The following is a 25,825-nucleotide window of genomic DNA, read 5'->3' on the forward strand; positions in this document are numbered from 1 at the left end:
TATGAGTTCATCATAAGAAATGGTAGAGGATGTGTATACGCATAAACGATAAGCTGTAGCTGAGGGCCACTAAGTTGTAAAAAACAACGCAATGAAGTGTACTACTCTGCGTTCTGTATACCTTCTAATTCTCGTTTTTAAATGTTTTTAATCTTTCATTAATCATTTGAGCTTCCTTTTTGTCGCTCCTATAGGCCAGCAGGCGAACGATCGCATATACTACGGCAATTTGCAAAGCCAATAATAATATACCGGAAGTGGTGTATACGAGATTCAATATGACAGCGAGAGAAATTAAAACAGATTCCAGAAAGAGAAAATGAAAAACTACCCACAAGCGCATTTTATTCTCGCTAATCGAATGCGGCATATATAATATGCTTCCAGTTAAAGCACCCAGAAAAGAGAACGCCATAATTGTGAAAATCGTGTTTAACTCAAAACTAGAATCAGGAGTATAGATTTGCCGTAATATAGTGATGATTATCATGATGGAGGCGAATATAATTAAGAAATCTCTGATCATTTCTTTGATGAGGCCAAAATACTTCATGTAGGTCCCCCTTTATAATCCAAGCATGTGTTTAAGCATGGGCACATACTGCCGTGATATGACTACCTTTTCCCCGTTATCCAATAATGCCTGAAAACGGCCGCTAATCGACGGATGAATACTGGTAATCTTAGCTATATTTAGGACGGTGGATTTGGAGGCGCGAAAACAATGCTTTTCTCTGCATAGTTCCTCAAGTTCATAAAGCTTTTGTTTGACTTCATGAACGTTGTTCTTACCATACGCAAACACTCTGCCGTCAACAGCTTCAAAATAATAAATATCACTAAGTTTGATGCGGCTGATCTTATCCTCATGGTAACCAAGTATAATGAGCGTTTCGGTTTTTATTTTATTAACGAGCTCATATATTTCTTCGTCTACTTGGTGACACCTGATGCGGATCTCCTCTTCTTCTGTATGGTCTATAACTTCGATGAAAATTTCGATGAAAATCACCTCAAAAACTCGAATTAAAACTTGTTAACGTTTATAACATGAATCATATATCCAAATAATCGGATAATCTTGATTTTCCACGCCATTCTAAATTAGAAGTAGGTCCTGGTGCTTGCGAACTTATCGGCGTCCAATAATGTCCCTATTACCTTAATTTTAAAGTGGTCCCTCCAGAAACAAATTGACATAACCCTATTATAATTTTTCGTGTTCCATTGATTCCTCCTCTTCGTTCAGGTTAATTACCCTTCATCTTACTGGAATGTAATAGCATAATCTATTTTATGCTAACCTGCCCGTTAGCTGAACAAAAGCAGCCGATCACATTGATCAGCTGCTTTCTTGGTATTATTGAGCTATCGTTTCCCGTTAGTTTAACAAGAATCGTTATAAAAAGAATCTATTTTTTATGATTTCAGCAACTTCACGAGCTTTGATTTTCGTATTGTTTATTCTCAAATAGTTTTCTTTTTTAATTTCTCCCTCTAATGAGTTCAATCGATGTTGCTCCATTGTCTGTTTTAGATCCTGTTCAGAGAATAGGATATCTCTCTTTGTCGGTTTATGTTCAAGTCTATGGGGAGTCTTGTTACGCTCTATTCTCTCCTCAAGATCGGCTTCAAGCTCAATAAAATAGACATCCGCATCTTGATCCTCAAATATTTTACAAATTTTGTCGACGTAATCCCAGTCTCTCTGCAAATCGAATCCCCATACATATGTGAATATCATTCCATACATATTACTGGCGGCGGTCGCTTCAAATATATCCTGACGAAATTTATCCGATAATCCCCACATTTCATTACTGAAGCCAAAATAAGGAGCCAGCAATTCTATCGTCATATGGTTGTGAAACAATTTTAAATCAGATATCATTTCCAGTTCATGCCCCACTGTCATTTTACCTACTGCCTGAGGACCAAATATCAAAACAAATTTCATAATATCATCACTTTTCGAATTTATTTTAATAATAGTACCACAATTGGTCAAGTTTTATTGCACTAAACTGCTCGTTAGTTTAATGAAAAAGACAGCCGATTACTTACCGGCTGTCTATATTTAATTATCATAAGTCGTCCTAATGGGGACTCACGGCAACTTTATGCTTACAATTTCGACTTATGGCAAACTTATGCTTCCAAATACATTTAAAATATCACGAAAACACCAAATTTTAAGTATTTTCTGACATACATATGGGTAAATATCTGATCCCTTTATAAGTTAAGTCTCAATATACAGCGCAGTTTAGAATCATAACAATATTTTAAAACTACTGTTCTATTTACGCCTTACCAACCGCGGTTGGACATGCGCTCTTCTGGAGCCAATTTAGAAATTTCAATGCCTTTCATAGGGGCACCCAAGTTTTTGGATACTTCAGCAATCAGTTTGTAATCCGTGTAATGTGTTGTAGCTTCAACGATTGCACGAGCGAATTTCTCAGGGTTATCTGATTTGAAAATACCTGATCCTACAAACACACCGTCTGCTCCCAGATGCATCATTAGTGCTGCGTCTGCCGGAGTGGCTACACCGCCTGCTGCAAAGTTAACGACTGGAAGTTTTCCATTTTCATGAACATCGCGCAGTAATTCATAAGCTACGCCCAGATTCTTGGCTTCAGCGTACAACTCATCCTTGGACATGTTTTTCACTTTGCGGATCTGGCTGTTAATCAGACGCATATGACGAACTGCCTCAACAATGTTGCCCGTTCCAGGCTCACCTTTTGTACGAATCATCGAAGCACCTTCGCCAATACGACGCAGAGCTTCTCCCAAATCTTTGGCTCCACATACAAAAGGTACAGTGAATTCATGTTTATCGATATGGAATACTTCGTCTGCAGGCGTAAGAACTTCACTTTCATCGAGATAGTCCACACCTAGGGATTCAAGTACTTTGGCTTCTATGTAATGACCGATACGAGCCTTGGCCATAACCGGAATAGACACAACCTTCATAACCTCTTCCACGATGGTTGGGTCTGCCATGCGAGCTACACCACCGGCTGCGCGAATATCGGAGGGTACCCGTTCAAGAGCCATAACAGCTGTTGCCCCTGCTGCTTCAGCAATTTTAGCTTGTTCTGCATTCATGACGTCCATGATGACGCCGCCCTTTTGCATCTCAGCCATTCCTCTTTTTACACGATCTGTACCTGTTTGCATGATTGTATTCCTCCTAATTAAATTTATTGTTTCACTTCAACCTATGATTTAGTATAGAATGAGAATGGACAACTAAAAAGATCCAATAATTTCGGTTTTTATTGTACCACTTCTAAATTAAACTCTGGAGGGCATATGCAATTTCATGTAGCTTACAGTTCATATTTGAACCGAAAATATACCAAGATGAAGGCTCTCTATCATGCGATTCGTGATGCTATTCATGAAGGTAATCTGGTGCATGGCGAGAAGTTACCATCTACGAGAGAGTTAGCTGCGACGTATCACATTTCCCGAGGCACAGTGAATCAGGTTTATGATACATTGACTGCTCAAGGTTACATTCATTCAGAGCATGGAAGAGGAACCTTTGTTGCTTATCAGTTGGATTTAAGCAATGATGCGTCCACCGTGAAAGCTTGCGCTCATCACTTATCAGCCTGGGGGAATCGTATTCAGCAGTTTGAACAGCACACAACTCAAAGGAATTCACAAACCAATGCACAAACAAGCAATTCCAGAATAGAAAGCGACGAAGTTATTGATTTTAGCAAATACCAGCCTGATTTCTCCAAATTCCCTTACGATGAATGGAACAATCGATTGTATGCTGAGATACGAAATCGAGAGCATCACATAGAAACAACCTCTGCTCTTGTTAGTTCAACAGGAGAGCCGAAATTGCGAGAAGCCATTGCTGCCTACCTTCGGCGGATGCGGGGGATTCAAGTCGATGCGGATCATATTGCAGTGACTGCAGGCTCTATGCAAGCTATAGCTCTACTCACTCAATTACTTGCAGATCCCGGGGATCATGTAGTGACGGAGAGTCCTTGTTATATCGGGATTTCTCAAGCCATTTTGGCTGCAGGTGCAACGTTGATTGAAGCCAATCTCGATGGTCAAGGCGTTGTTCCCCAAAACTGGGAAGCACGTATGTTGTTTGTCACGCCGTCCCGACAATTCCCTACTGGCGAAATGCTCAGCCTTGAACGCAGACAAACATTGCTGGACTGGGCACATCGTCATGATGCCATGATTGTCGAGGATGATTATGATAGTGAATTCCGATATCGCGGAATGCATGTTGAACCGCTGAAAACATTGGATAAAGCGGGGCGCGTAATCTACCTGGGTAGCTTCACGAAAACCTTGCCTTTGGAAGTACGGCTTGGTTATGTGGTTCTCCCCCCTACTTTGGCAGACACCTTTAGAAAAGCACAGGCATTATACGAGCCAAGACCCGTCAATCTGATCGAGCAGCGGGCATTAGCCGCATTTATGACAAGCGGCCAATATGAGCGTCATCTGCGCAGGATGAATCGTTTATACAGTCGCAAATTTCATCTGTTACTCAAACTTTTGAACCAGCAACTCTCAACATGGTTTGATTGGGTGGAAAATGAAGCCGGTCTGCACGTGTTTGGCTGGTGGCGAGGTGATGCGTCCACTTATGAAGTCTTTCGTTCGTCGGCTAGATCAGAAGGGGTTGTATACGCAGAAGTCAGCAGTTCAACGTCTGACGGTACGAAGTATGGTATCTATTTATCATTTGCACATTTGTCAGATGTTCAATTACAGGAAGGCGTATCCAAATTAAAAAATGCCGTCACAGCTCCATTGTGAGGTACTCTCTCTCGTCTCTATCTCGACTTTCAAAACGGAACAACAAAAATCCCCTCTTTTGTACAGGAAGATTCCACAATCATGGAATCTCTATGGACCTGTCCACCCTGAGGGGATTTATTGGCTAATGCGAGGGCTATGGTTGATGCATCGCACTTTTCATTTAATTATTTATTGAACGTAACCTTCTCCGAACCACCTTCAAGAATGATCGACGTGTCACGAGGTTTTGTTTCCGCGATTTTACGGCCACCTCTATACGAGTACAGTACACCAGCCTGTTTTCGAACAGCCTCGTATTCATTCTCTGCTTCAAGAACGATGAAGTTGGCAGGTTTTCCTACTTCAATGCCGTATACATCCTCGATATGCAACGTTCTTGCGCTGTTTTTCGTAATGAGATCGACCGAATTTACGATTTGATCATAACCCAGCAACTGCGAAGCATGAATACCCATATGCAGTACTTGGAGCATGTTGCCCGTTCCTAGCGGATACCATGGATCGAAAATGTCATCATGACCGAAGCACACGTTAAGACCAGCTTCCTGCAGTTCTTTGACGCGAGTCAGACCTCTTCTTTTTGGATACGTGTCGAAGCGCCCTTGCAGGTGAATGTTGACCAACGGATTGGAGACGAAATTGAGGTCAGCCATCTTCAGCAATCTGAACAATTTGTACGTATATGCGTCATTATAAGACCCCATCGCCGTCGTGTGGCTTGCTGTTGTACGAGAGCCCAGTCCGCGTTCGTAGGCTTCCTTGGCAACGACTTCCACGAAGCGGGATTGCTCGTCATCGATCTCGTCGCAATGGATGTCTATCAAACGGTCGTATTTTTCAGCAAGGTCAAAAGCAACCTTCATCGAATCGACGCCGTATTCTCTCGTGAATTCGAAGTGCGGAATGCCGCCGACCACGTCAACGCCCATTTTCAGTGACTCTTCCAGCAGTTCTGCACCGTTTGGATAGGAATGAATACCTTCCTGTGGGAAAGCCACAAGCTGAATGTCGATGTATGGTGCCATCTCTTCTTTTACTTCAAGCATCGCTTTGACTGCAGTCAAGGTTGGGTCTGTAACGTCCACATGTGTCCGCACATGTTGGATTCCTTGCGCCATTTGCCATTTCAGTGCTGTTTTGGAGCGAGTTTTAACATCTTCATGTGTCAAGAATGCTTTACGTTCCGACCAACGCTGGATGCCTTCAAACAGCGTCCCACTCAAATTCCACTCCGGCTCGCCAGCCGTTAACGTTGTATCCAGATGGATGTGAGGCTCAATGAACGGTGGCAATACAAGTGAACCGTTGACGTCAAGTACTTCCTCATTTGCAGTGGCTTGTAGCTCCTGTGTAATTTGTTCGAACTTCCCGTCTTTTACAACGATATTCCATAGACCTTCTTTACCCCGCAATTTTGCGTTCTGTATAATCATTTATTTTCCCCTTTTCTTTAATGGATTCTTTGTTAGGAACGATCAGCATCAATACGATGTAGGCCACTGCCGTACCGATCAGTGCATTCAGTGGTGTTACTCCTGGAGCCAACTGAGCAAACGCAACGCCGATGGCCCAAGCCACCATTGCTACCCAGTTTACAGTTTTGAAACTCATCTCAGCAAACGGTTTATAGTTTCTGCGCTTCACGAAGAAGTAGTCTGCGATGATGATGGCCCCAATGGACGGTACTGCCGCGCCCAGCACATTCAGGAAGCTGACGAAATTGTTGTACATCCACATGGCAAATACTGTACCCACAATGCCGTTTACGATGACGAAGAACTTTTTCGAAATTTTAGTGATGTTGGCAAAACCCAATCCCGAGGCGTACAAGGCGTTATCGTTGGTTGTCCAGATATTGAGTCCAAGAACGATAATCGCAGGAATGAGTAAGCCTTGCAGGAACATGACCTCTGAGATATCAGCCAGGTTATATGCCATTGCACCAACTGCCCCGAACAGGAACATAAGCGAGTTCCCAAGGAAGAAGGCAATAACCGTTGCGGTAACCGCCTGCTTGGACGTCCGGGAAAACCGAGCAAAATCGGGCGTTAAAGTTCCGCCACTAATGAATGAACCGATACAAATGGTCAATGCTGCTGCCGCGGTGAGTGTCTCTGTCGGCGTGTAATCGAGCAATCCTTGCAGACCTCCCAGCGAGCCTGCACCTTCGAACATGGAGTAACCGCCGAGAATGGCAATTGCCGGTACCGCGATATAACCCAAGATGACGAGCGATTTCATACCGAAGATGGCTGATGCCGTCATAGCAAGACCAAACAGGATAATCAGCAGGTACACGTTCCAATCCATTGCTTTGGCAACCGGAATCGCGAACATGGCCACGCCTACCCCGAACCATCCGACCTGTGTGAAGCCGAGCAGGAACGATGGCAGGTACGATCCTTTCGCACCAAACGCATATTTAGCAAGTAAATGTGTGGAAAGGCCTGTCTTGGCAGCGATATGCGCCAGTGCTCCTGTATAGATACCGAGCACCAGATTGCCCGCAAGCACGATGCCAATGAATTCCATGAACGTCAAACTGACTCCAAGCGTACCCCCTGCCAACATACTCGCCGAGAAGAAGGTGAAACCCAACATTACGGATAACGTCTTCCAAAAATGATTTCTCTGCGTTTTTGGCACCTCTTGCCATGAAAACTCTTGATCTTGTTTGCTCATCAGAATACCTCCAGCTTAAAGTGTATCTGATACCAAAAAAAAGCAGAAAAAAGAGGCTACTCGTCAAGTTACACACTGACAAGTAGCCTCTTTTTACATCATAATCGGCGCGAAGACGCAGAGCATCCCTGATGGGATATGCCCTGATTCACGCGTGATTATAAAATCCGCTGCCCTTGCCAGCCTCTCTGGACTGAATTAAAGGTACCAGTATTCAATTACATTTATTATTTTAGAAAAAGCTGCACATGTCAATGTCATTATTATCCAACCATTATAAATCCCTTCTACAACAAGCTTTTTTTATACTTCTTTATCTTTTAGATGAACTAGGATTTATTAATAAAATCAAAGACCACGTAGTTTCCTTTAGAAGGGTTAACGTGGTCTTTTATCATTATCTATACCTTAGCTATACTGCAGTCTGTCCTTGTACCAGACGTCGGGAATCATATCACGTTCCAGTTCCAACAATTCATGAATGATCTTGTCCGCGTCACTGATGGAACTCACCAGCGGATCGGTGAGCATCGCCCTTCTCAGCTTCTCGTAGCTCTGCTCCAGAACAGCTTCGACCGTCAGCTCATGTGTATCCAGTACAAGTTCTTGCATTCCTCTTACTCCACGCGGCATCTCGCCTACATGAACTGGCTTAACTCCGTCCATTCCCACATCGCACAGCACTTCCAGGAACGAATCGGCATTCATATTGGTTACCGCGCCTTTATTAAGCGTATTGATGAAAAACTTCTTCCCCAAATTCCCTACCATGTTCTCAATGATATCAGTCGCATGGTCTGGCCCAAAGGTGCTCATGTAATCGGCAATCGGGATGTTCCCCGCAAGAAAGTCATCCACCTGACGCCACATTTCGTCGTGACGCTGATACCTGTCCTCTGTCTCCCAGATGGATAATGGCGGAATTGCGTCTGTAGTCTTACCCAGACCTTGCCAATACCGAACGTATTCCTTCGTATGAGCCGTGCAAGTGGGGATGATTCCGAAAATATCATACAGTTCGTAGGTAATCGCATCGTTAAAAATAGCTTTTGCTCCGCGATCACCGCCGTTGTTCTCATCACCTGCCATTTTGCGCATGGCTTCCGCGATTAGGGGCATCACATTTTCCCCTTCGAATTCCGCTTTAAGCAGCCAAGTGAAATGATTGACGCCAGCGATGCGGAAATCGAATTTCTGATCGATCTCATTGGTGAACTCGTCTGTCTTTTCGATGATTCCAGCTCTTACAGCGTAATAGGCTTTCTTATGCGGCATATGATGACTATCGCACAGGGCAAACGATTTCAGCTTCGGCGCATAGCGATGTAATGCGATGCCATGAACGGTAGACGGGTTAATATAATTAATTACCCAGGCATCAGGACATAGCTCTTCAATGTCTCTGGCGCATTCCATAATAACCGGAAGCTCTCTCATAGCCCTAAAAATTCCGCCGGGGCCAATCGTATCGCCGGAACACATACGAATGCCATACTTTAGAGAGACTTGGCAGTCAATTCCCCGATATTTGACTGATTGCTCTGCAAAGCTAAGCACAACGAAGTCAGCTCCCGGAAGCACTTGTCTTCGGTCCACCGAGCCCTCAATCTTTAAGGATACATTGTTCTCCCGGGCGACCCTCTCTGCAAGTGTTACCATTTTCGAGAGCCGCTCCTCGTCCGTATCCACTAAAGCCAAAGTTCCCTGGTTCAAGTATGGTGAGTGAACCATCTGCCAGATGGACTGACGACCGAAAAACAGGCTGCCCGCCCCAATAACAACTACCTTTGGTTGCTGTGTGTTTGTAGCATTCATCAATAACCCTCCTCGTAACGATATAAGTTCATTATAGGTGAGTGAGCTGGAATCGGAATGTGTGATAGTTTTCAAAACATGTCATATGGTACGATAGATAACAAGAGATAAATCCTTTGCTACATTATTAAAAAATGAAGGATGTCATAAAGTGGAGGGGTGATGAGTTGGATCAGACGCATGCAGGGATAGTAAATATGAGTATAATGGACGAACTTTCGGAGTATATAACACTTCGCATGAGCTCTTATTTGGAACAAACTCACGACAGCAATTGGATGGAGCACAAGTCTCATTCCGATTATGATCTGTGGTTTATTACAGCAGGCTCCGTCCAGATTACTATTGATGGAATCGCGCATACAGCGGACCAGGGTGACGTGGTGTTTTTTTATCCGGATATGCCCTATCTTGCTTCCGCGACCGGAGAACTGTGCCGATTCATATACATGCACTTTGATTTCAGCATTGCCGAGCAAAAGCGAATTCTAGGCGAGTTTCAACTGCCGGGCATCGTACCTGGCAACCTTGTTCGGGAGGAATCAACACTGTTCACCTCGTCCTATCGAAGGTTCAAGCAGGACAGTGGCGCTTCCGGAAGTCCACTTTATTTGAAGGCTTCTCTGCTTCTCGTCATTGCAAAAATTTTGGAGCTTCACGGGCAAGGTCTGTATTACGGTGAATTTCTAAAAGACCAAAAACCGAGGAAAACGGAAGGAAGTCTGGAGGTTCTGCAGAACGTATTTCCATACGTGGATGCGAATCTGCACCGTGTCATCCGAGTTAACGAACTTGCAGCCATCGCCGGTGTCTCTGAGAAATATTTCATTTCTTTGTTCAAGAAAATTCTGGGCATTACACCAGGACAGTACATCAATCAAATCAAGATGAACCGGGCACGGGACTATCTGTATGAGAAAAAATATACGGTCCAGCAAATTGCCGGATTTCTGGGCTATCCCGATCCCTTCACCTTCTCCAAAGCATTTAAAAAATTTTACAACGTGCCTCCTTCCAAATTTGAATAGAGTGCCATAGCTAAACGAAGAGGCAACCGGTCTATGCCGGCTGCCTCTTCGTTTAGTCACTGGTTATTCATGCTTCAGGTGTATGTCACTTCAGCGGTCCTCATAACGTAAAGGGTGCTTCACTCGAATACATGTCATGGAAAAATCCCCTGTACGGTATATCCTCTTCCAGACATTTAATGAGATACAACACTTCTTCGTTATCCTCCGGTTCTTCGCCCGTATGCTGCATTTCCTCCAATTGACCTAGGATATTCTCCAAAAGGGTAACTTGAATAAATAAAGGCAGCTTCTCCAACATCGAATCTTCGATCTTGGTTTCGGAAGTATAACCAGCGAGGGCGGTTTCAAAATAATCATGCATGAACGCTTTGCGTTTACCAGCGTCAGGTTCGAATTGTATCCAGCCCACACCGTGTGTCCATAGATCTGCTAGATCATACATATACCAACCGAAGCATGAATTATCGAAATCATACACCGTGATCTGACCGGTATCAAAATCGATCGAGTAATTCCCATCGTTATAATCGAAATGGATCATTCCGAATGTTTCCTGGTTTGTATCCAAACCTTTTAAAGTATTCAGCAGTTCGAACATCTTCTCCTTAAGCAGCGAGAATGATTCAGGTATCAAGTTGTTGATATATTCACCTTTGTAATTATCAAAAAAATGATGCCGGCGATGGACGGGTACATAGCTTTTGGATAGCTGATGCATTTTGCCCAGAACTTTGCCGCTATTATAATAGTATTCGGTAAGTGGAACACCTTCTCGGTACTGATAATTATTTTCTACCAGCAACTTTCCCTTGGCCTTGTTAAACAGGCTGACAAAAAACGTATGATGATCATAAGTGATCTCTTCTAACAGACTGCCCTTCTTGGAACTCACTACATTCGAAACACTGGCTCCATGATCAAACAGATACTGGACATATTCCAGCTCGGCAATGTAATCTTCCCGCTTTCTGTCAGGCAAAAAAGACACTCGGAGAATTAGCGATTCATACCCCTCTTGCTCACAGGTGTAAACGACATTCCGCCCACCCTCATGAGGTGGAATAAGCTGAATCTTGTAACCCTCCAGATGAAAGAGCTCGGATACTAATTCGAGTACGTGCGTATTGTTGATGTTAACAGCTTCGTTAAAGTTAATAATAATCTCCTCCAGTAAACATTGATGGGACGGTTTCCCGCACTGCAATGTCCACAAAAGGAATCCCCATGCCGCAAATATCCTTCTGTGAACCTAAAGCACAATCACCTTGTTAGTCATTGAAATTCGCTCCTTTTTGTTCAGATGTATATATCTTAATCCAAAATTCCAGATTATTCTATTTGTTTTTGTTAATAATGCTGCCATGTAATAATATCGAATCAAAATATCTGGGTCGTCGTCATTGGACCTTGAGTAAAAAAAGATTTGGTGAAAAGTAAAAAAAGTGCACAACCCACTTTTATCATTTCTCCGCTTTAACCCAAAAGTAAAAAAACATGTGGATTCTCGTCAATAACCTTTATATCCCGTTCTCCCTTTCTCGTTTAGACTATTTTCAAGAAAACGTATTCAAATATGACGCTTAAGGGGGAAAGGAAATGAACAAGAAAACCAAAACTTTGATGTTGTCTTTATGCCTGTCGACCTTATTGGTCGCCGCCTGTACAAATGGAAGCAGCACCGAGAAAAGTACATCCAATACCGATTCGGATGCCAACGAGGGCGGAATAACAACCATCCACACCGTAACGTCAGAATATACTTCTGCCAAATATCCAAAGGGAGATGATATCACAAACAATGTGTGGATTAAGCGATACAAAGAGCAGTTTAATATCGATGTCAAAACAGACTGGGTCAGCGATGAGTATGATACCAAATTGAATTTGGCTATAGCATCGAATGATCTCCCCGACGTGTTTAGGGTTAATCCATCACAATTAAGGCAGCTAGTCGAAGCAGATATGGTAATGGACCTTACCGATGTCTTTGAACAACACGCTTCAGAACGTCTCAAAGGCTATATGGAAACGGATGCGGATAGCTATGAGTCTGGTAAAAAGGACGGCAAACTGTACGGGATACCGCAGATGCACTGGGGATTAATTGAACAACCCGATTTCATCTGGATTCGGAACGATTGGAAAGAAGAACTGGGTCTCCAAGATCCGAAATCGGTGGAAGACATCAAGAACATTGCACTGAAATTTATGGAAAAGCACGGCGGATATGGCATAGCAGTAGATCAATCACTCGATTACCTCAACCTGCTCGCCATTGCATGGAATGCGCATCCAGATATGTGGATGGAGGATAACAGTGGGAAATTAGTGTATGGCTCAGTCCATCCTGAGATGAAGAATGCACTGGCTGAGTGGTCGGAATGGTACAAGCAAGGTATCATTGATCCGGAATTTGCAATCAAAGACTTTAATGCGATGAACGCGGATATCGTAGCCGGCAAAGTGGGCGTACAGCCTTATTACCAGTGGTGGGGTTATAATCCTGGCGTTGATACAGTAGCCAATCTGGGTAAAGACGCGATCTTTTATCCGTATATCATCCCTACCATTGATGGTAAGGAAGCGAAACAATCCATCTTCTTCGCCAACAACAATTATATTGTCATGAAAAAGGGATTTAAGAGCCCTCAAGAAGTGATTAAGATTTTGAATGACTATGCTTATATCGTTGATGAAGGCAATGGTAAGGAATCCAAAGAAACACTATCCGCTTTGCTCGACAATGATATTGCCCATGTGGTCGGGGCGTTCCGTGTACTTAATCCGAATTCAGATTACGAGCAGTTCGAGGCTGTATCAGCAGCCCTTCAATCCGAGGATACCAGTGGACTCACAACTTCGGGAATGTGGCAGAAATATAACAACAGCGTTGAGTTTATGAAGAATGCAACACCGGGAGCAGTTGGTGACTATCTGCAACAGGGTGCTCCAAAGAATGCGTATGGTCTGGCTAAGAAAGTACTCGATAGTGAGAACTACACAAAGACGGCGCTATGGGGTGTTTCACCGGAGGTGCTGTCAAGTTACGGTACAACGCTGGATGATATCCTGACGGAAGGCTTCACCAAGATCATCATGGGTAGTGAACGTATCGATTATTTCGATGTGGTCGTCCAGAATTGGCGAGCGGCCGGAGGCGATGAAGCAACCCAGGCAGTTAATGATGCCTACGGAAAATAATATTGCGGTTGCCAGGAACGGAGGAATATGAATGCTGAGAAAATGGAAGCAGCAGAGTCCCTACCATCTCATGTTGATCCCAAGCCTAGTCTTGGTCTTCATCTTTAGCTACATCCCTTTTTATGGGCTTATTATTGCATTTCAAAAATACAATCCGGGTCTCGGCTTTAACTCTCCATGGGTGGGATGGGACAATTTTTCCCATGTATTTAGTCAGCCAAACTTCGTAAGAACCATCTGGAATACACTGTATATGTCCGTCTTTAAGATTATCGGGGGCATTATCGTGCCTGTTATTTTCGCATTACTGCTTAACGAAGTGCTGAACAGTGGTGTCAAACGTACATTTCAAACCCTGGTTTATATTCCGAACTTTCTGTCTTGGGTCATTATGGCTGGCATCATGCTGGATATACTTAGCTCCGATGGCATCATCAACACATTTCTAGGCGTATTCGGGATTGCACCTATCTCTTTTCTGGGCACACCGTCCATATTCCCTTGGACGATGATCGTGAGTGATATCTGGAAAGGCTTCGGATTCGGCACGGTTGTATATCTAGCAGCTCTGACCAGTATTGACCCTGGTCTATATGAGGCTGCGGTAATTGATGGAGCCAAACGATGGAAGCAGACCATCTACATCACATTGCCCCTCCTCATGCCAACGATTGTCTTAATGACTGTGTTGTCACTTGGTAACGTCCTCAATGCCGGATTCGATCAAATCTATAACCTGTATTCCCCTGTCGTGTATCAGACTGGAGATATTATTGATACCTATGTATACCGTCTAGGAATTCAGCAGGCACAGTATTCGATTGGTACGGCTGTCGGATTATTTAAATCCATCATTTCCAGTGTTCTCGTTGCCGTATCGTATTTCCTGGCTTACAGGGTAGCCGGCTATCGTATCTTCTAAGGAGGAACGTTCATTATAATCTATGATAAAAGTATGAGCAGGCGTTTGTTCCATATCCTAAACTACATGATATTGCTTCTAATCTCCCTACTCTGTATCCTTCCATTTATCAACCTGTTGGCTGTTTCATTCAGTAGCAGTTCGGCTGTATCCGCGGGCAGTGTTACGTTCTGGCCAGTTGAATTCACAACTAAGGCTTATGAATTTGCATTATCTGGAGGGTCATTTTTCTCCTCTCTCTGGGTGGCGATCCAACGAACCGTTCTCGGAACGTTTGTAAATCTGGTTCTGATCGTGCTCACCGCCTATCCACTATCCAAATCCAAACAAAAATTGATGGGCCGTAATATCTATATGGGATTTTTCATTGTGACCATGTTATTTAGCGGAGGATTAATTCCTACCTATCTGGTGGTCGTCAAAATGGGCTTGATTGATTCGATTTGGTCTCTGATCCTGCCCGGAGCTCTGCCCGTATTTAGTATGATTATTCTTATGAATTTCATTAGAGGTTTGCCGGAGGAGATAGAAGAATCAGCGATCATCGACGGTGCAGGGCCTGTGCAGGTATTGCTTCGTATTCTACTGCCGCTCCTCAAGCCCGCTCTCGCTACGGTCGGTTTGTTCAGTATCGTCGGCCATTGGAATTCATGGTTCGATGGCATTATCTATATGAACAATCCAGCCAATTATCCATTACAAAGCTACCTACAGACCCTGCTGCAGAGCTTTGAGCAAATCATGCTGAAATCCGGCTCCGATTACACTCAACTGTTATCGATGATGAACGCCAGAACTGGACGCGCTGCTCAAATGTTCTTGGGTGCCATTCCGATTTTGCTCGTTTATCCGTTCTTGCAGAAATACTTTACCAAGGGTTTGGTACTCGGTAGTGTCAAAGGATAACCAAAAGAGCTTGCAGTTAATCCTGCAAGCTCTTTGCGTGTGTTTAACCTACGAAACATACTTGGAATCGTTCTAACATTGTAAACGTGTGCATGATAATTTCTATGACTACAGTGTTTCTTTGATGGCAGGTAACAGAATGGTAAAAGTCGTACCTTCACCAATTCGACTAGCCACCTGTATTCCATAAGGCTTACCAAAATGAAGTTGAATACGCCGCTGCACATTAGACAGGCCAATTCCTGTTCCTTTGTCTGCTTCGAGCCTATCTTCCATAAAGTTCTGGATCATATGTTGATCCATACCAATGCCATTATCGCAGACTTCGACCACAATATCTCTGCCCCGTGGTTGAATCCGAATGGTAATGACTCCGTCTTCTTCAAGCTCGGCCAGACCGTGAAAGATTGCATTCTCCACAATGGGCTGCAGAATCATTTTGGGCATACGATAATCGAGCAGTCTATCCTCAATCTCATATTTCATTTGAATACAGTCGTAGTACCTGACATTCTGGATCGTCACGTAATTCGCTATATTATCGATTTCTTCACGTATCGTTACGAGGGTTCCATCGGATCTAGTTGCATAACGAAGCATCGAGATTAATGCATCGGTCATTTCCACGATTTTGTCAGCCTGCTGCATGGAGGCGATCCATTTCACTGAACCCAGAGTATTATACAGAAAATGAGGCTTGATCTGGTCGTGAAGCGCACGCATCTCGGCCTTTGCCTTCTCTATTTCTTCCTGTTGCATCCGCTCAACCATACGCTTCAATTCATGTGACATCTTGTTAAATCGAACTGATAAGTGCCCAATCTCATCGCGAGAACGAATATGTTCAACTTGTTCAAACTGCCCCTTCTCGACCAACGAGATATTGCGCAGCAGCTTCTTGATGGGGGTGGTGATGACATGAGATAGAAAAATCGAAATAATGGCAGCAAAAAGAACCAGGACAATGGACAGTGTAACCAGATTATGCCCTAATATTTTGCCGTCGGCAGTCAGCTCATCCAAAGGCATGTATAAGTAAGTAGTCCATTTCTGCTGACTAAGTGGACTGGTCACCACAACATTTAATGATTCGGGAGGACGAACGTTGTCCCGGAACAATGTACCGATTAAGCGGTCATCTACGTTATAAACAATTTTGTCATTCTCATCGACAATCATGAACCTGGAACGTAGCCCTTCCTGCAAGTTACGATTAACGATTTCGATGAACTTTATATCAATGCTGACGACAATCACGCCAAGCAGTTCCCCGCTAGCCACATCATGAATTTTACGAGCGTGTGACACTGCCAGAATTTTATTCTCCAATTGCTCATCGATTCGGGTTGTCAACGTGATGGTTCGATCATTATCATGCATGAACTTTTTAAACCACAATTCGTTCGCCACTTTGAAGTCCGGGTCAATAGGCTGGTTAGGACTGACGAAGAGATCTTGTCCCCCGTTCAAATTATAGAGGTAGATGGAAAATACGCGATCCTTCATCATGATATAATTCATCAAAATATTGTATGCGGCAATCTCATTTTGTTCATCACCCTCTCGCAGGAAATCCTGGATCGGAAAGCTTCCTTCATGGGTTGCGGATAAATTATCGCTAAGTCCATTACTGGCAAGCAGTGTGATCTTCTCAATCTCCTTTAGGAACTCGTCAATGCGAATATTCGTCTGCTTGGCCAGATCGTTGAGCAGATTTGTATAATTCTGTGCCAGTAATCGCTCAGAAGAGTAATACGAACTAATCGTCATCACAAGTACTGGAAGAATGATGACAGTTATACATATCACCATGATTTTGTACTTGATTGGTAAGAGCCGGGCATGCTTCATATGCTGCACCTCTATTCACGGATTACATGAGTCCCTGCTGTCGATCTCGATATTCCTCAGGAGTGAATCCTACCGATTTTTTGAAAATCTTACTGAAGTACGTGTAATTATGGTAGCCCACCTTGTCAGCGATTTCATATACTCTCAGTTCCCTGCTCAATAGGTAAGCCTTGGCATGTTCAATCCGAACTCGTGTCAGGTATGCGATGAAGTTCTCTCCTTTTTCCTGCTTAAACAATCGGCTAAGATACGAAGGATTGACACTGATCTGGCTAGCAATACTATGCAACGAAATATCCTCAGCATAATACTTGTCCATTAACTCAATGGCGAGGTCTGTGTAGGAACGTTCCTGCATGATTTGGGAATCGGTTTTAAAGTAATACGCGATATGAGCCAGCATATCTTGGTGAATATCCTCCCAATACTCTCCTCTCAAAACGATTTCGTAAGGCGATCTCTCGGTAAATGAAAGCTTGCCTCTTTCAGTAACTCGTGAGAGATGGGAGTGTATGGTTTCCATCACCATGATATATTGCTTGCGAATACTGCTCTCATCTGCTCGTTGCACCTCCAGATCAGAGCGAATTTCTTCAAGGAATTCCTCCGCCTTTTTGTTATCTTTACTCACCCATAATTTGAGGAAATCTCGTTCTTGCTCCGGACTGAGCATTCCATTCACTTCTCTCCGAGCTGGAGCTTGAATCACGTCCGCGTAGTACAGTATCTGGTTGCTGCCTTTAAAGAAACTTTGCCTTAGGGCGAATTCCGCTTCTCGACATGCCTGTCTTATGCCATGGAAATCGGAAACGATTGTACTTACACCCGCTGAGAGTGACAGATTCATAAAATCTTTGATTGAAGACAGAAGCTTATTACATAGTTTGTTTAGATCAGCTTGTACAGACTCACTCCCAGGAAGAACATTGACAATAACCCAATATTCAGAGGAGCTTTCCACGAAAATCTCTTTCTCCCATTTGGATGGAATGATCTCTTCCATAATATTCAGAATAGAGAATCGAAGTAGTTTTTCCCCCTTCTCGACATATTTCCTCTTCGCTTCCTCGTAATAGTCCACAATAAACTGGATGACGACCAACTTGTCTGATCGTATACGGAAATGCATTTCTTCAGCTTTGGGAACCATATCCTTTTCATTTATGAATCCGCTTACAACATCTTGGAAAAAGCTATCCTTTAGATGTCTCAGGCTCTTGAAATAGTCGTGTGTCATAAATGGTACGTTGGTCTTAGTGTCACGTTCACTTTTTAATTTCTCTTCAATGGTGATAAGAAGATCAACTAGAGAGGTTTCTGTAATCTCACTTTTAATCAAGTAGTCTACAGCCCCAAGCTTCAGTGCCTCTTTTACATAATGGAATTCGTCAAAATTGCTCAGGATGACATATTTACAGGTTTTCAATAAACAAGATGCCTCTTGTATGAGCTCTAACCCATCCATGATCGGCATCTTGATATCGGTAATAATTAGATCAGGGGTCACTTCTAGCGCGAGTTCCAACGCTTCCTTCCCGTTCCCCGCTTCTCCCGCAACATAGAAATTGTAGTCTTCCCAGTTTAGCATGGAACGAATTCCAACCCGCATGAGCAGTTCATCCTCTACGATCATCAGTTTATACATGAGCATCCTCCAACATGAACCATTTTCACTATTTTACCATTAAACCGTTTATTGCAAAGATGTCTAGCCGCCCTATTAATTGTGATTTCTAATCAAATGGATGTCCCTTTCGTTCTTGTTCTCAACAGATGTATCCTATGATAAACTTGGATTGCTTAATGATGTAAATGAAAAAAGATAATTCAGAGGAGATGTCACTTGGGATTGAATGCAGAACAATTTGATTATATTTCAGAGACAGAACGGTTAGTAATAAGACCTTTAAAGAAAGACGACTATGAAAATTGGTTAAATGCATTTGAAAACCGTTTTCCCTCCCAACACCGCCACGATAAAGGGAAAATGGATATGACTGAATGTACACCGGATTGGTTTCATCATCTTGTAGATCGACATCAAGAGTTAGCGCGTACAGATGCCGTTTATGTATTTGGTGTATTTAGAAAGGAAGATGGTACACATCTGGGTATGATTGATATTGCGACTTTAGCAAGAGCGGATTTTCAATGGGCAAGCTTCGGATATACCATCCATAATCAGTATTGGAGAAAAGGCTACGGCAAAGAAGCCGTGAATGAAGCTCTTCTTATTGCATTTGAACAACTGAAATTCCACCGTATAGAAGCCCATATTAATATGGATAATATACCTTCTATGAAACTTGCGGAAAGTGTAGGCATGGAATTTGAATGTGTTCGCAAAGGTTTCATACACGAAAACGATGAGTGGACAGATCATTTGGTTTATTATAAGAATTTCAATAAATCAATTCCAACCGTTGATTAAGAAGAGCGAACAAAGCACTGGTGTGCCCTGTTCGCTCTTCTCCTTGTCTTCATATTACTGTCTTCGTCTTATTCGGCCCAATGTTTTTTCGTATCTGACCAATTGGCTGGTTGCTTACCTTCCACCGCTTCCTTATGAACACTTGACTGTTATCTCAGTATCTAAGATAATTACAGTTTGACTAAAAAATTCCTACAAGAGGATCTTTCATTTGGAAGGGGGGCGCTCGTTATGAACTGGTTAAATGATCTCTATAAGATAAATAAACGGGAATCAAAAAAGGAAATCGAACGATCTTTGGTTAACGCCATCTTCCGAATCTATGATCGGTTCCCTCGAATTGGTCTTAGAGAGCGAATCGGGCAGCAAGAAATGTCTCTCGATATAGCCGATGCTTATATCTACGGGCATAACGCCATGATTGAAGCTGGTGTTGGAATCGGTAAGTCTTTTGGCTACCTGATACCGAGCCTGCTCATGAATCAAATGTCCCAGAAACCGGTCATTATAGCTACATCCTCCATTCAGCTTTCGGAACAGATACATAAAGATTTAAGAGTCATTGGTAGCAGGTTGGGCTTCACAACAGTTCGCTCTGTCGTTGGGAAAGGTATGGGGCAGTATGCGTGCCGAAGTAGGGCCGCGGAATGGAGCAGGTCTGATGATCCGAGCTCCTCACTGTCTACCCTTGCCCAGCGCATTTTAGATTTTGAAATTGATGAAAGAGCTGATATTAAAGCTGGAATTAGTGATGCCGAATGGTCCAACTTTTCCGTAAATGATTGCAAATTTGAACGTTGCCATCATAAAAATGCGTGCTTGTTTTACGATATGAGAGCTAAATTAAATGCAAAGGCTCATGAGATTGATTTTATTATTGTGAACCAGGACCTGCTCATACGGGATTTGATGAAGAAAAAAGAAGGAACCAAGAGTATCATCTCAGAACAGCCGGCTCTGATCGTCATTGATGAAGCGCATAATCTGGAAGCAAAAGTTCGAGATGCCCGAACGCTCGAGTTCACTTATCGGGGAATCAGCCGCATTCTGGATAATACTGTACAGCTTCTAACGAAGCAGTCCGGGGATAAAAGTCTCTTCTCACAATCCAAGCTTATAAAAAAATGTATTGAACGAATCTTCCAACAGATAAACGCGGATCTGCTCCACCATGCCAAGCAGGATAGCGACCGTATAAAAGTGTCGGAGATCAAAGGTATACCGTTAAACCAAGTCTCGAACGATTTGAAAGATCTTAGTCTTCGCCTTTCCATTTTGACCTCCCGTCACGAACGGGAGATTGATGACGCTTTTGAAGCTATAAACGGGCTTATTACCCTCATCCATGTTTTGGCTGAAATAGAGGATAACTATCTCATATGGGCAAGCAGTCCCTTGGGAGTAGCCACGATCAGCATCTGTCCCAAAGATATAAGCCAATTTCTGAAGTATGCTTTATTTAATGGCAAAGCGCCTGTTATCCTAACGTCGGCAACGCTGTGCCAAGGCGGGGATACGCTGGAGGAACAATACTCTTATTTGACGCAGTCCCTCGGTTATAAGGGTGATTTTATGGATCGCAAATCCTCCCCTTTTGATTACACCAACCATACCATGATGTACATCTCGAACGTAGTCCCATATTACCACCATGACCAGCGCGAAAACTATCTTGAAGCAGCCTACAACGAATTGGTTCAACTATGTGATTTAACACTAGGAAGAACGATCGTCCTTTTTTCAGCAAAGGAAGACATGAAATACATTCATAAGAAGCTGATTTCAAGGCCTGATGAATATACATGGGCAGTTCATATTCAGAAAGAAGGATCTTCCCAGGACAGTGTTATCACCGAATTCAGGAAAAGCAAAGGTGTGCTCCTGGGTACAGGTGTATTCTGGGAGGGCGTGAATATCGAGGGTTCTGACCTGTCACAGGTCATTATTTTCCGGCTGCCCTTCCCTGTTCCTTCGGACCCTATTTATGAATATAAGGCATCTGTAACGAAGAATTCGTTCATGGAGGTGTTTGTACCGGATATGCTTCTCCGGTTAAGGCAAGGAACGGGACGCTTGATTCGCAGTGAAATGGATCTTGGCATACTCAGCATACTCGACTCCCGTCTCAGCGCAGCGGCAAAAAAGAATTACCGGGAACAGGTGCTGGACACGCTACCATTCAAAGAAGTGACTGAGGATTTTTCGATTTTGGAGAAATTTGTTCAACAAAAAGGGATACGACGTACGGATTGAAAGTGGAACAGCCCAACCATAAAACTGTGCAAATCACATGAAATCGGCCCTTCCGCCCATAAAGCGGAGGGGCCAATTTCAATGCTGGAAGTAAGATATATGCTACAATATATTCCAGAGCTATGAATCCCAAAGGAGGCATTCACATGGTTGAAAGACCGACTACAGAGGAGTATGCAGCTTTTTATGAAGGGTACATCCAGCTTGTTCCTGAAGGGAACATCATCGAACAGTTAGAGCAGCAGGCCAACATCGTACAAACTTTGCTTTCTTCATTAACAGAGGAGCAAGCAAACTATCGTTACGCCGAAGGCAAATGGAGCGTGAAGGAGGTCATCGGCCACCTTTTGGATAACGAACGTATCATGAGCGGCCGACTGCTTCGCATCGCCAGAGGTGACAAAGCGAATCATCCTGGCTACGATCAGGACGTGCTTATGCAGAGCCAACCCTTCAATGCGTATACCGCAGTCGATCTGAACGAAGAATATGCCGTCACACGCCGCTCAACCATTCTTATGCTCCGTCGCCTCACACCAGAAGCTTGGCTCTGTAGAGGGATCGTCAGTGATAATCCTGCTTCAGCTCGATCGATCGCCTATATTTTGGCTGGACATGAGCTCCACCATTTGTCAGTACTTCGCGATCGCTATTCGCTGGATGTGAAATTATAATCACTACTAAATGATAGCTCTGGCTTCTTCTACCATTTGATTAATGATATCGCTTGCAGATTGGTTATCTGTTAACATTCTCGTTCCCTGACCTGCCCAAAGGGCCATATACTCGGGATTATTTTGCTTAGCAGAAGCATTCCTGATCTCGCGAGTTAATGTATTTTGGGTAGGAAAGGTTAGCGGCTTAATACTGGATGCTTCCCAATGCTGTATAAAGTCGTTCTTGATGCCACGCGCTGGCCGTCCAGAAAAGGCATTTGTAATTACAGTGCTTTCCTCTGTGCTATCAAGCAACGCACGTTTATATACCTCATGTGCACCAGACTCAACTGATGTCAAGAAACGAGTCCCCATTTGCACCCCTTGTGCTCCCAAAGCAAGTGAAGCCACCAGCCCTCTACCATCCATAATTCCGCCTGCCGCAAGGACTGGAATATGGACATGATCTACAATTTGTGGGACAAGTGCCATGGTTCCGATATTTGCTCCACTGAGCTGAGATGATACATCAAAAGTTCCTCGATGCCCTCCTGCTTCACTACCTTGAGCAACAATGACATCACATCCGCGCATCTCCGCTTGAATAGCTTCCTCTACCGTGGTGACCTTACTCATAATTTTGATGCCTAACGATTTTGCCTTCTGCATATGATGCTCGGAAAGTAATCCAAACGTTGTACTAATAATCGGAACTTTTTCGTCCAACAAGATGTCAAACTGTTCTTCAAAATGATTGGGTGTACGTATTTCATCTTGAGCACGCTGCTTCACACCCAAGAATTCTCGAATCGGGGTCAACTCTTCGTTTACCGCATCAAAATTCGCATAATGATCCGGTCCAACATGAGCAAAAATATTTACGGCAAACGGTGCTTGCGTCCGTTTTTTAATCTCGTGTATGGCGCCTCTTAGTTCCTCAGGACTCATATACGCAGCGCCTAACGTCCCTAACCCACCTGCATTAGAAACCGCAGCGACTAGGGGTGCCATGTTTGCAATACCGGCCATCCCCGCAAGAACGATTGGATAACGAATATTGAAGCTTTCACAGAGCTTATTGTTTAATTGAATAGACATCGAGGTTTCCTCCCCATCAATTCAGATTCCATTCTTTATAGTTTACATCGAGTTTATCCATCTTGTATAATCCGTAAATCAGATGTTACATATCATGATTTCAGATAGATTGTTTTCTAAAGGAGGGTCAACTTGGATATTCACTTACTGGAGATTTTCATTCAAACCGCTCAAGAAGGAAGTATTTCCAAAACAGCGAAAAAACTAAATTATGCTCAGTCCAATGTTACAAACAAAATTCAACAGTTAGAGGCCGATCTTCAGACCGCATTATTTTACCGTCACAAAAAGGGAGTTACACTTACTCCTTCTGGACAAGTTTTAGTAGGTTACGCCGAAAAGATTCTACATACCATTAACGAAGCCAAAGCCGCAGTAGGAAGCAGCTCCATTCCTTCAGGTCCTCTGGTTATCGGTTCTATGGAAACAACTGCAGCGGTCCGGCTGCCTTCCGTTTTTGCGCAATATCATTTGAAATATCCGAATGTTGATTTCTCTTTAGTTACAGGGCCAACAGAAAAGCTGCTTCATGGAGTTCTGCATTATGAACTGCATGGAGCTTTTGTTTCCGGTCCGATAGAACACGCAGATCTCACGCAGGACAAAGTCATCAATGAGAAACTTGTTCTTGTCACTTCACCCAAACATCCCTTGATACAATCGATCCATGATTTACAAAATCATACGATGCTGGTTTTTCCCAAAGGATGTTCATACCGAGCCAAACTTAACACTCTCCTGCAAGAAGAAGGATTATTGCCTGTGAAATTAATGGAATTTGGAACCCTCGAAACGATAATTGCTTGTGTTAGTGCTGGTATGGGTATTACTTTACTGCCTTATTCCATCATTGCGGATTATGAAGTCCGTGACAAGGTAACCTGCCACTCCTTACCGGAGAAATATTCTTCAGTAACGACCATGTTTGTTAAACGAAAAGACACCCTCATTACACCGGCGCTATCTGCTTTTTTAGATGAAACTAAGAAAGAGATTCTCCAAAGCTAGTTGCACCGATGAAACAAAAAAAGCCGCTATTACAGCGACTTTCAATGGGGCTATGCTCTGTTTCCTCCACTTACGCTTTTGCCCACTTCAATACTCTCTCTTGATTACAAAAAATGAGCCCCGAATCGTTCCAGCTAACTTAGATTTCTGTCTGGCAAACTTAAACTTGCCTTCTAACTCTGCTGGAACTTCCATCCCCTCAGAAAGCTTAAAACCCACGGCCCGCTTCTTAGGGTCATCCACCGTATACATGACATTGAGTCCAAGACCATCTTCATAAAAGACGTAGGAGAATCGAATGTTTTCCACTTGAAAAGCTGATGTTTCCAAGGGCTTGGCTGCAAACTCAATATCACGTTCTTCCTTCAAAATTCGTGTTACATAGTCAAGGGTGTCCTGACTTTCGCTAGCAGGAACAACCGTAAATTCATGCTTATATTTGTTCATAAAATAACGGGCTTCATTTGCACGCAAACCTGCAAGCGCTGCTGCTACTGGTGAGGACTCTAGACCGACTGTAGACACATTTTTAAAATCAACGATATATGACATTCCGATCTCTCCTTTACCTTATTTCCTAACAACAGGAATCCATATTTCACCAAATAACAAGCCGTTTTGTTGTCCCATCTCAACCGTAGTATTTGGCCCACCAACATATGCATAATTCGTTTCCGCTGGTAGAACTTGTCCGAATGCAACGCCAGTAAGGTTATTACTCAACTCATCAGATGTTGTCCCTTCCCCTTTAACGACCAGGTATTCTCCCTTGGGGAATTGGATTACTCTGGTTGCTTCTGGCAGTGTTTCTTCTGTCATGACGCCCGCATAATGCATCATCTTGTTATTCACCGCTTCGTTCACGGCAAAAATATAGTCATTTGTCGCTATAGCTTTTAAAGCATCCAGGCTTCCATCTTCTTTCACAGCCGACCAAAAATCCACCTTTTCTTTGTTAATACCAGCAAAGTCGGTGTAGTGGCTCTTAAGCTCAGTTCCTATACCTAAAACGATAAAGCTGTCTTTTTCCTCAATATTGTAATTACTCATTCCTAACACCGTCCTCTTTAAATTTATCAATGGATTTGTCTTTTCACTTGATGGGTTTATAATAACCTTAAATCATGTCAAATTATGATACTGTTTAGGG

Annotated in this window: 22 protein-coding genes; 9 read left to right on the plus strand and 13 right to left on the minus strand. The window is 43.3% G+C overall.

Going from position 1 to position 25,825, the window contains the following annotated elements:
- Positions 1 to 124: 124 nt before the first annotated feature.
- The 4 genes from PTQ21_RS23180 to pdxS form a co-directional block, all read right to left on the minus strand.
- A complete protein-coding gene (locus PTQ21_RS23180) occupies positions 125 to 553 on the minus strand; it encodes a DUF3021 family protein (protein ID WP_064637450.1) in 429 nt (142 codons plus the stop codon).
- Between the two features lie 12 nt (positions 554 to 565).
- Positions 566 to 1,012, minus strand: coding sequence for a LytTR family DNA-binding domain-containing protein (locus PTQ21_RS23185; protein ID WP_197521386.1), 447 nt, complete (start codon positions 1,010 to 1,012; stop codon positions 566 to 568).
- A 387-nt stretch (positions 1,013 to 1,399) separates the two neighbouring features.
- On the minus strand, positions 1,400 to 1,957 hold the full coding sequence (locus tag PTQ21_RS23190) for a DEAD/DEAH box helicase family protein (protein ID WP_274567310.1): 558 nt from the start codon (positions 1,955 to 1,957) through the stop codon (positions 1,400 to 1,402).
- Positions 1,958 to 2,310: 353 nt separating this feature from the next.
- The gene (gene pdxS / locus PTQ21_RS23195; protein ID WP_211754044.1) at positions 2,311 to 3,195 is read right to left on the minus strand and encodes a pyridoxal 5'-phosphate synthase lyase subunit PdxS; all 885 of its coding nucleotides are present in this window, start codon (positions 3,193 to 3,195) and stop codon (positions 2,311 to 2,313) included.
- Positions 3,196 to 3,327: 132 nt separating this feature from the next.
- On the opposite strand from pdxS, the gene pdxR reads away from it, so the two are divergent.
- Positions 3,328 to 4,818 carry a MocR-like pyridoxine biosynthesis transcription factor PdxR gene (pdxR, locus tag PTQ21_RS23200; RefSeq protein ID WP_090950916.1) on the plus strand — a complete coding sequence of 497 codons (1,491 nt, stop codon included), beginning with the start codon at positions 3,328 to 3,330 and terminating at the stop codon, positions 4,816 to 4,818.
- 167 nt (positions 4,819 to 4,985) lie between these two features.
- Here pdxR and PTQ21_RS23205 read toward each other — a convergent pair whose 3' ends face one another.
- From PTQ21_RS23205 to PTQ21_RS23215, 3 genes are all read right to left on the minus strand, one after another.
- Positions 4,986 to 6,254: a cytosine deaminase gene (locus PTQ21_RS23205; RefSeq protein ID WP_063562655.1), complete on the minus strand. Its 1,269-nt coding sequence runs from the start codon at positions 6,252 to 6,254 to the stop codon at positions 4,986 to 4,988.
- Positions 6,223 to 7,503: a cytosine permease gene (gene codB, locus PTQ21_RS23210; RefSeq protein ID WP_090806903.1), complete on the minus strand. Its 1,281-nt coding sequence runs from the start codon at positions 7,501 to 7,503 to the stop codon at positions 6,223 to 6,225. Before codB ends, PTQ21_RS23205 begins: the two co-directional genes overlap by 32 nt.
- 408 nt (positions 7,504 to 7,911) lie before the next feature.
- A complete protein-coding gene (locus PTQ21_RS23215) occupies positions 7,912 to 9,318 on the minus strand; it encodes a family 4 glycosyl hydrolase (protein WP_274567315.1) in 1,407 nt (468 codons plus the stop codon).
- 197 nt (positions 9,319 to 9,515) lie between these two features.
- Between PTQ21_RS23215 and PTQ21_RS23220 the strand changes: the two genes are divergently transcribed.
- On the plus strand, positions 9,516 to 10,346 hold the full coding sequence (locus tag PTQ21_RS23220) for an AraC family transcriptional regulator (protein WP_177031164.1): 831 nt from the start codon (positions 9,516 to 9,518) through the stop codon (positions 10,344 to 10,346).
- 100 nt (positions 10,347 to 10,446) lie between these two features.
- Here PTQ21_RS23220 and PTQ21_RS23225 read toward each other — a convergent pair whose 3' ends face one another.
- Complete coding sequence (locus PTQ21_RS23225) at positions 10,447 to 11,562, minus strand: phosphotransferase enzyme family protein (RefSeq protein ID WP_274567316.1); 1,116 nt, start codon at positions 11,560 to 11,562, stop codon at positions 10,447 to 10,449.
- Positions 11,563 to 11,945: 383 nt separating this feature from the next.
- Between PTQ21_RS23225 and PTQ21_RS23230 the strand changes: the two genes are divergently transcribed.
- From PTQ21_RS23230 to PTQ21_RS23240, 3 genes are all read left to right on the plus strand, one after another.
- Entirely contained in the window at positions 11,946 to 13,550 is a 1,605-nt protein-coding gene (locus PTQ21_RS23230) for a type 2 periplasmic-binding domain-containing protein (protein ID WP_274567317.1), read from the plus strand.
- A gap of 31 nt (positions 13,551 to 13,581) precedes the next feature.
- Positions 13,582 to 14,472 carry an ABC transporter permease gene (locus PTQ21_RS23235; RefSeq protein WP_063562660.1) on the plus strand — a complete coding sequence of 297 codons (891 nt, stop codon included), beginning with the start codon at positions 13,582 to 13,584 and terminating at the stop codon, positions 14,470 to 14,472.
- Positions 14,473 to 14,538: 66 nt separating this feature from the next.
- On the plus strand, positions 14,539 to 15,378 hold the full coding sequence (locus tag PTQ21_RS23240; RefSeq protein ID WP_420800342.1) for a carbohydrate ABC transporter permease: 840 nt from the start codon (positions 14,539 to 14,541) through the stop codon (positions 15,376 to 15,378).
- 108 nt (positions 15,379 to 15,486) lie between these two features.
- Here the strand turns inward: PTQ21_RS23240 and PTQ21_RS23245 are convergent, their stop codons facing one another.
- Together PTQ21_RS23245 and PTQ21_RS23250 are read right to left on the minus strand one after the other, a co-directional pair.
- A complete protein-coding gene (locus tag PTQ21_RS23245; protein WP_274570556.1) occupies positions 15,487 to 17,229 on the minus strand; it encodes a cache domain-containing sensor histidine kinase in 1,743 nt (580 codons plus the stop codon).
- A gap of 22 nt (positions 17,230 to 17,251) precedes the next feature.
- Entirely contained in the window at positions 17,252 to 18,874 is a 1,623-nt protein-coding gene (locus PTQ21_RS23250; protein WP_177031139.1) for a helix-turn-helix domain-containing protein, read from the minus strand.
- 198 nt (positions 18,875 to 19,072) lie between these two features.
- Between PTQ21_RS23250 and PTQ21_RS23255 the strand changes: the two genes are divergently transcribed.
- The 3 genes from PTQ21_RS23255 to PTQ21_RS23265 all read left to right on the plus strand — a co-directional run bounded on the left by PTQ21_RS23255 (position 19,073) and on the right by PTQ21_RS23265 (position 22,587).
- Positions 19,073 to 19,660 (plus strand): GNAT family N-acetyltransferase, encoded by a 588-nt coding sequence (locus PTQ21_RS23255; RefSeq protein ID WP_072733177.1) that lies wholly within the window; start codon positions 19,073 to 19,075, stop codon positions 19,658 to 19,660.
- 231 nt (positions 19,661 to 19,891) lie between these two features.
- The gene (locus PTQ21_RS23260; RefSeq protein ID WP_274567318.1) at positions 19,892 to 21,913 is read left to right on the plus strand and encodes an ATP-dependent DNA helicase; all 2,022 of its coding nucleotides are present in this window, start codon (positions 19,892 to 19,894) and stop codon (positions 21,911 to 21,913) included.
- A gap of 146 nt (positions 21,914 to 22,059) precedes the next feature.
- Positions 22,060 to 22,587, plus strand: a complete 528-nt coding sequence (locus PTQ21_RS23265; RefSeq protein WP_274567320.1) for a DinB family protein — start codon at positions 22,060 to 22,062, stop codon at positions 22,585 to 22,587.
- A 6-nt stretch (positions 22,588 to 22,593) separates the two neighbouring features.
- On the opposite strand, the gene PTQ21_RS23270 is transcribed toward PTQ21_RS23265, so the two are convergent.
- Positions 22,594 to 23,667, minus strand: a complete 1,074-nt coding sequence (locus PTQ21_RS23270; RefSeq protein WP_274567321.1) for an NAD(P)H-dependent flavin oxidoreductase — start codon at positions 23,665 to 23,667, stop codon at positions 22,594 to 22,596.
- 132 nt (positions 23,668 to 23,799) lie between these two features.
- Here PTQ21_RS23270 and PTQ21_RS23275 point away from each other — a divergent pair, with 132 nt between their 5' ends.
- On the plus strand, positions 23,800 to 24,675 hold the full coding sequence (locus PTQ21_RS23275) for a LysR family transcriptional regulator (protein ID WP_274567322.1): 876 nt from the start codon (positions 23,800 to 23,802) through the stop codon (positions 24,673 to 24,675).
- A gap of 87 nt (positions 24,676 to 24,762) precedes the next feature.
- Here PTQ21_RS23275 and PTQ21_RS23280 read toward each other — a convergent pair whose 3' ends face one another.
- Together PTQ21_RS23280 and PTQ21_RS23285 are read right to left on the minus strand one after the other, a co-directional pair.
- Positions 24,763 to 25,227 carry a hypothetical protein gene (locus PTQ21_RS23280; RefSeq protein ID WP_064637420.1) on the minus strand — a complete coding sequence of 155 codons (465 nt, stop codon included), beginning with the start codon at positions 25,225 to 25,227 and terminating at the stop codon, positions 24,763 to 24,765.
- A gap of 18 nt (positions 25,228 to 25,245) precedes the next feature.
- On the minus strand, positions 25,246 to 25,725 hold the full coding sequence (locus PTQ21_RS23285; protein ID WP_063562670.1) for a GyrI-like domain-containing protein: 480 nt from the start codon (positions 25,723 to 25,725) through the stop codon (positions 25,246 to 25,248).
- Between the last annotated feature and the right edge of the window lie 100 nt (positions 25,726 to 25,825).

This window comes from Paenibacillus marchantiae, from assembly GCF_028771845.1.
Lineage (GTDB): Bacteria > Bacillota > Bacilli > Paenibacillales > Paenibacillaceae > Paenibacillus > Paenibacillus marchantiae.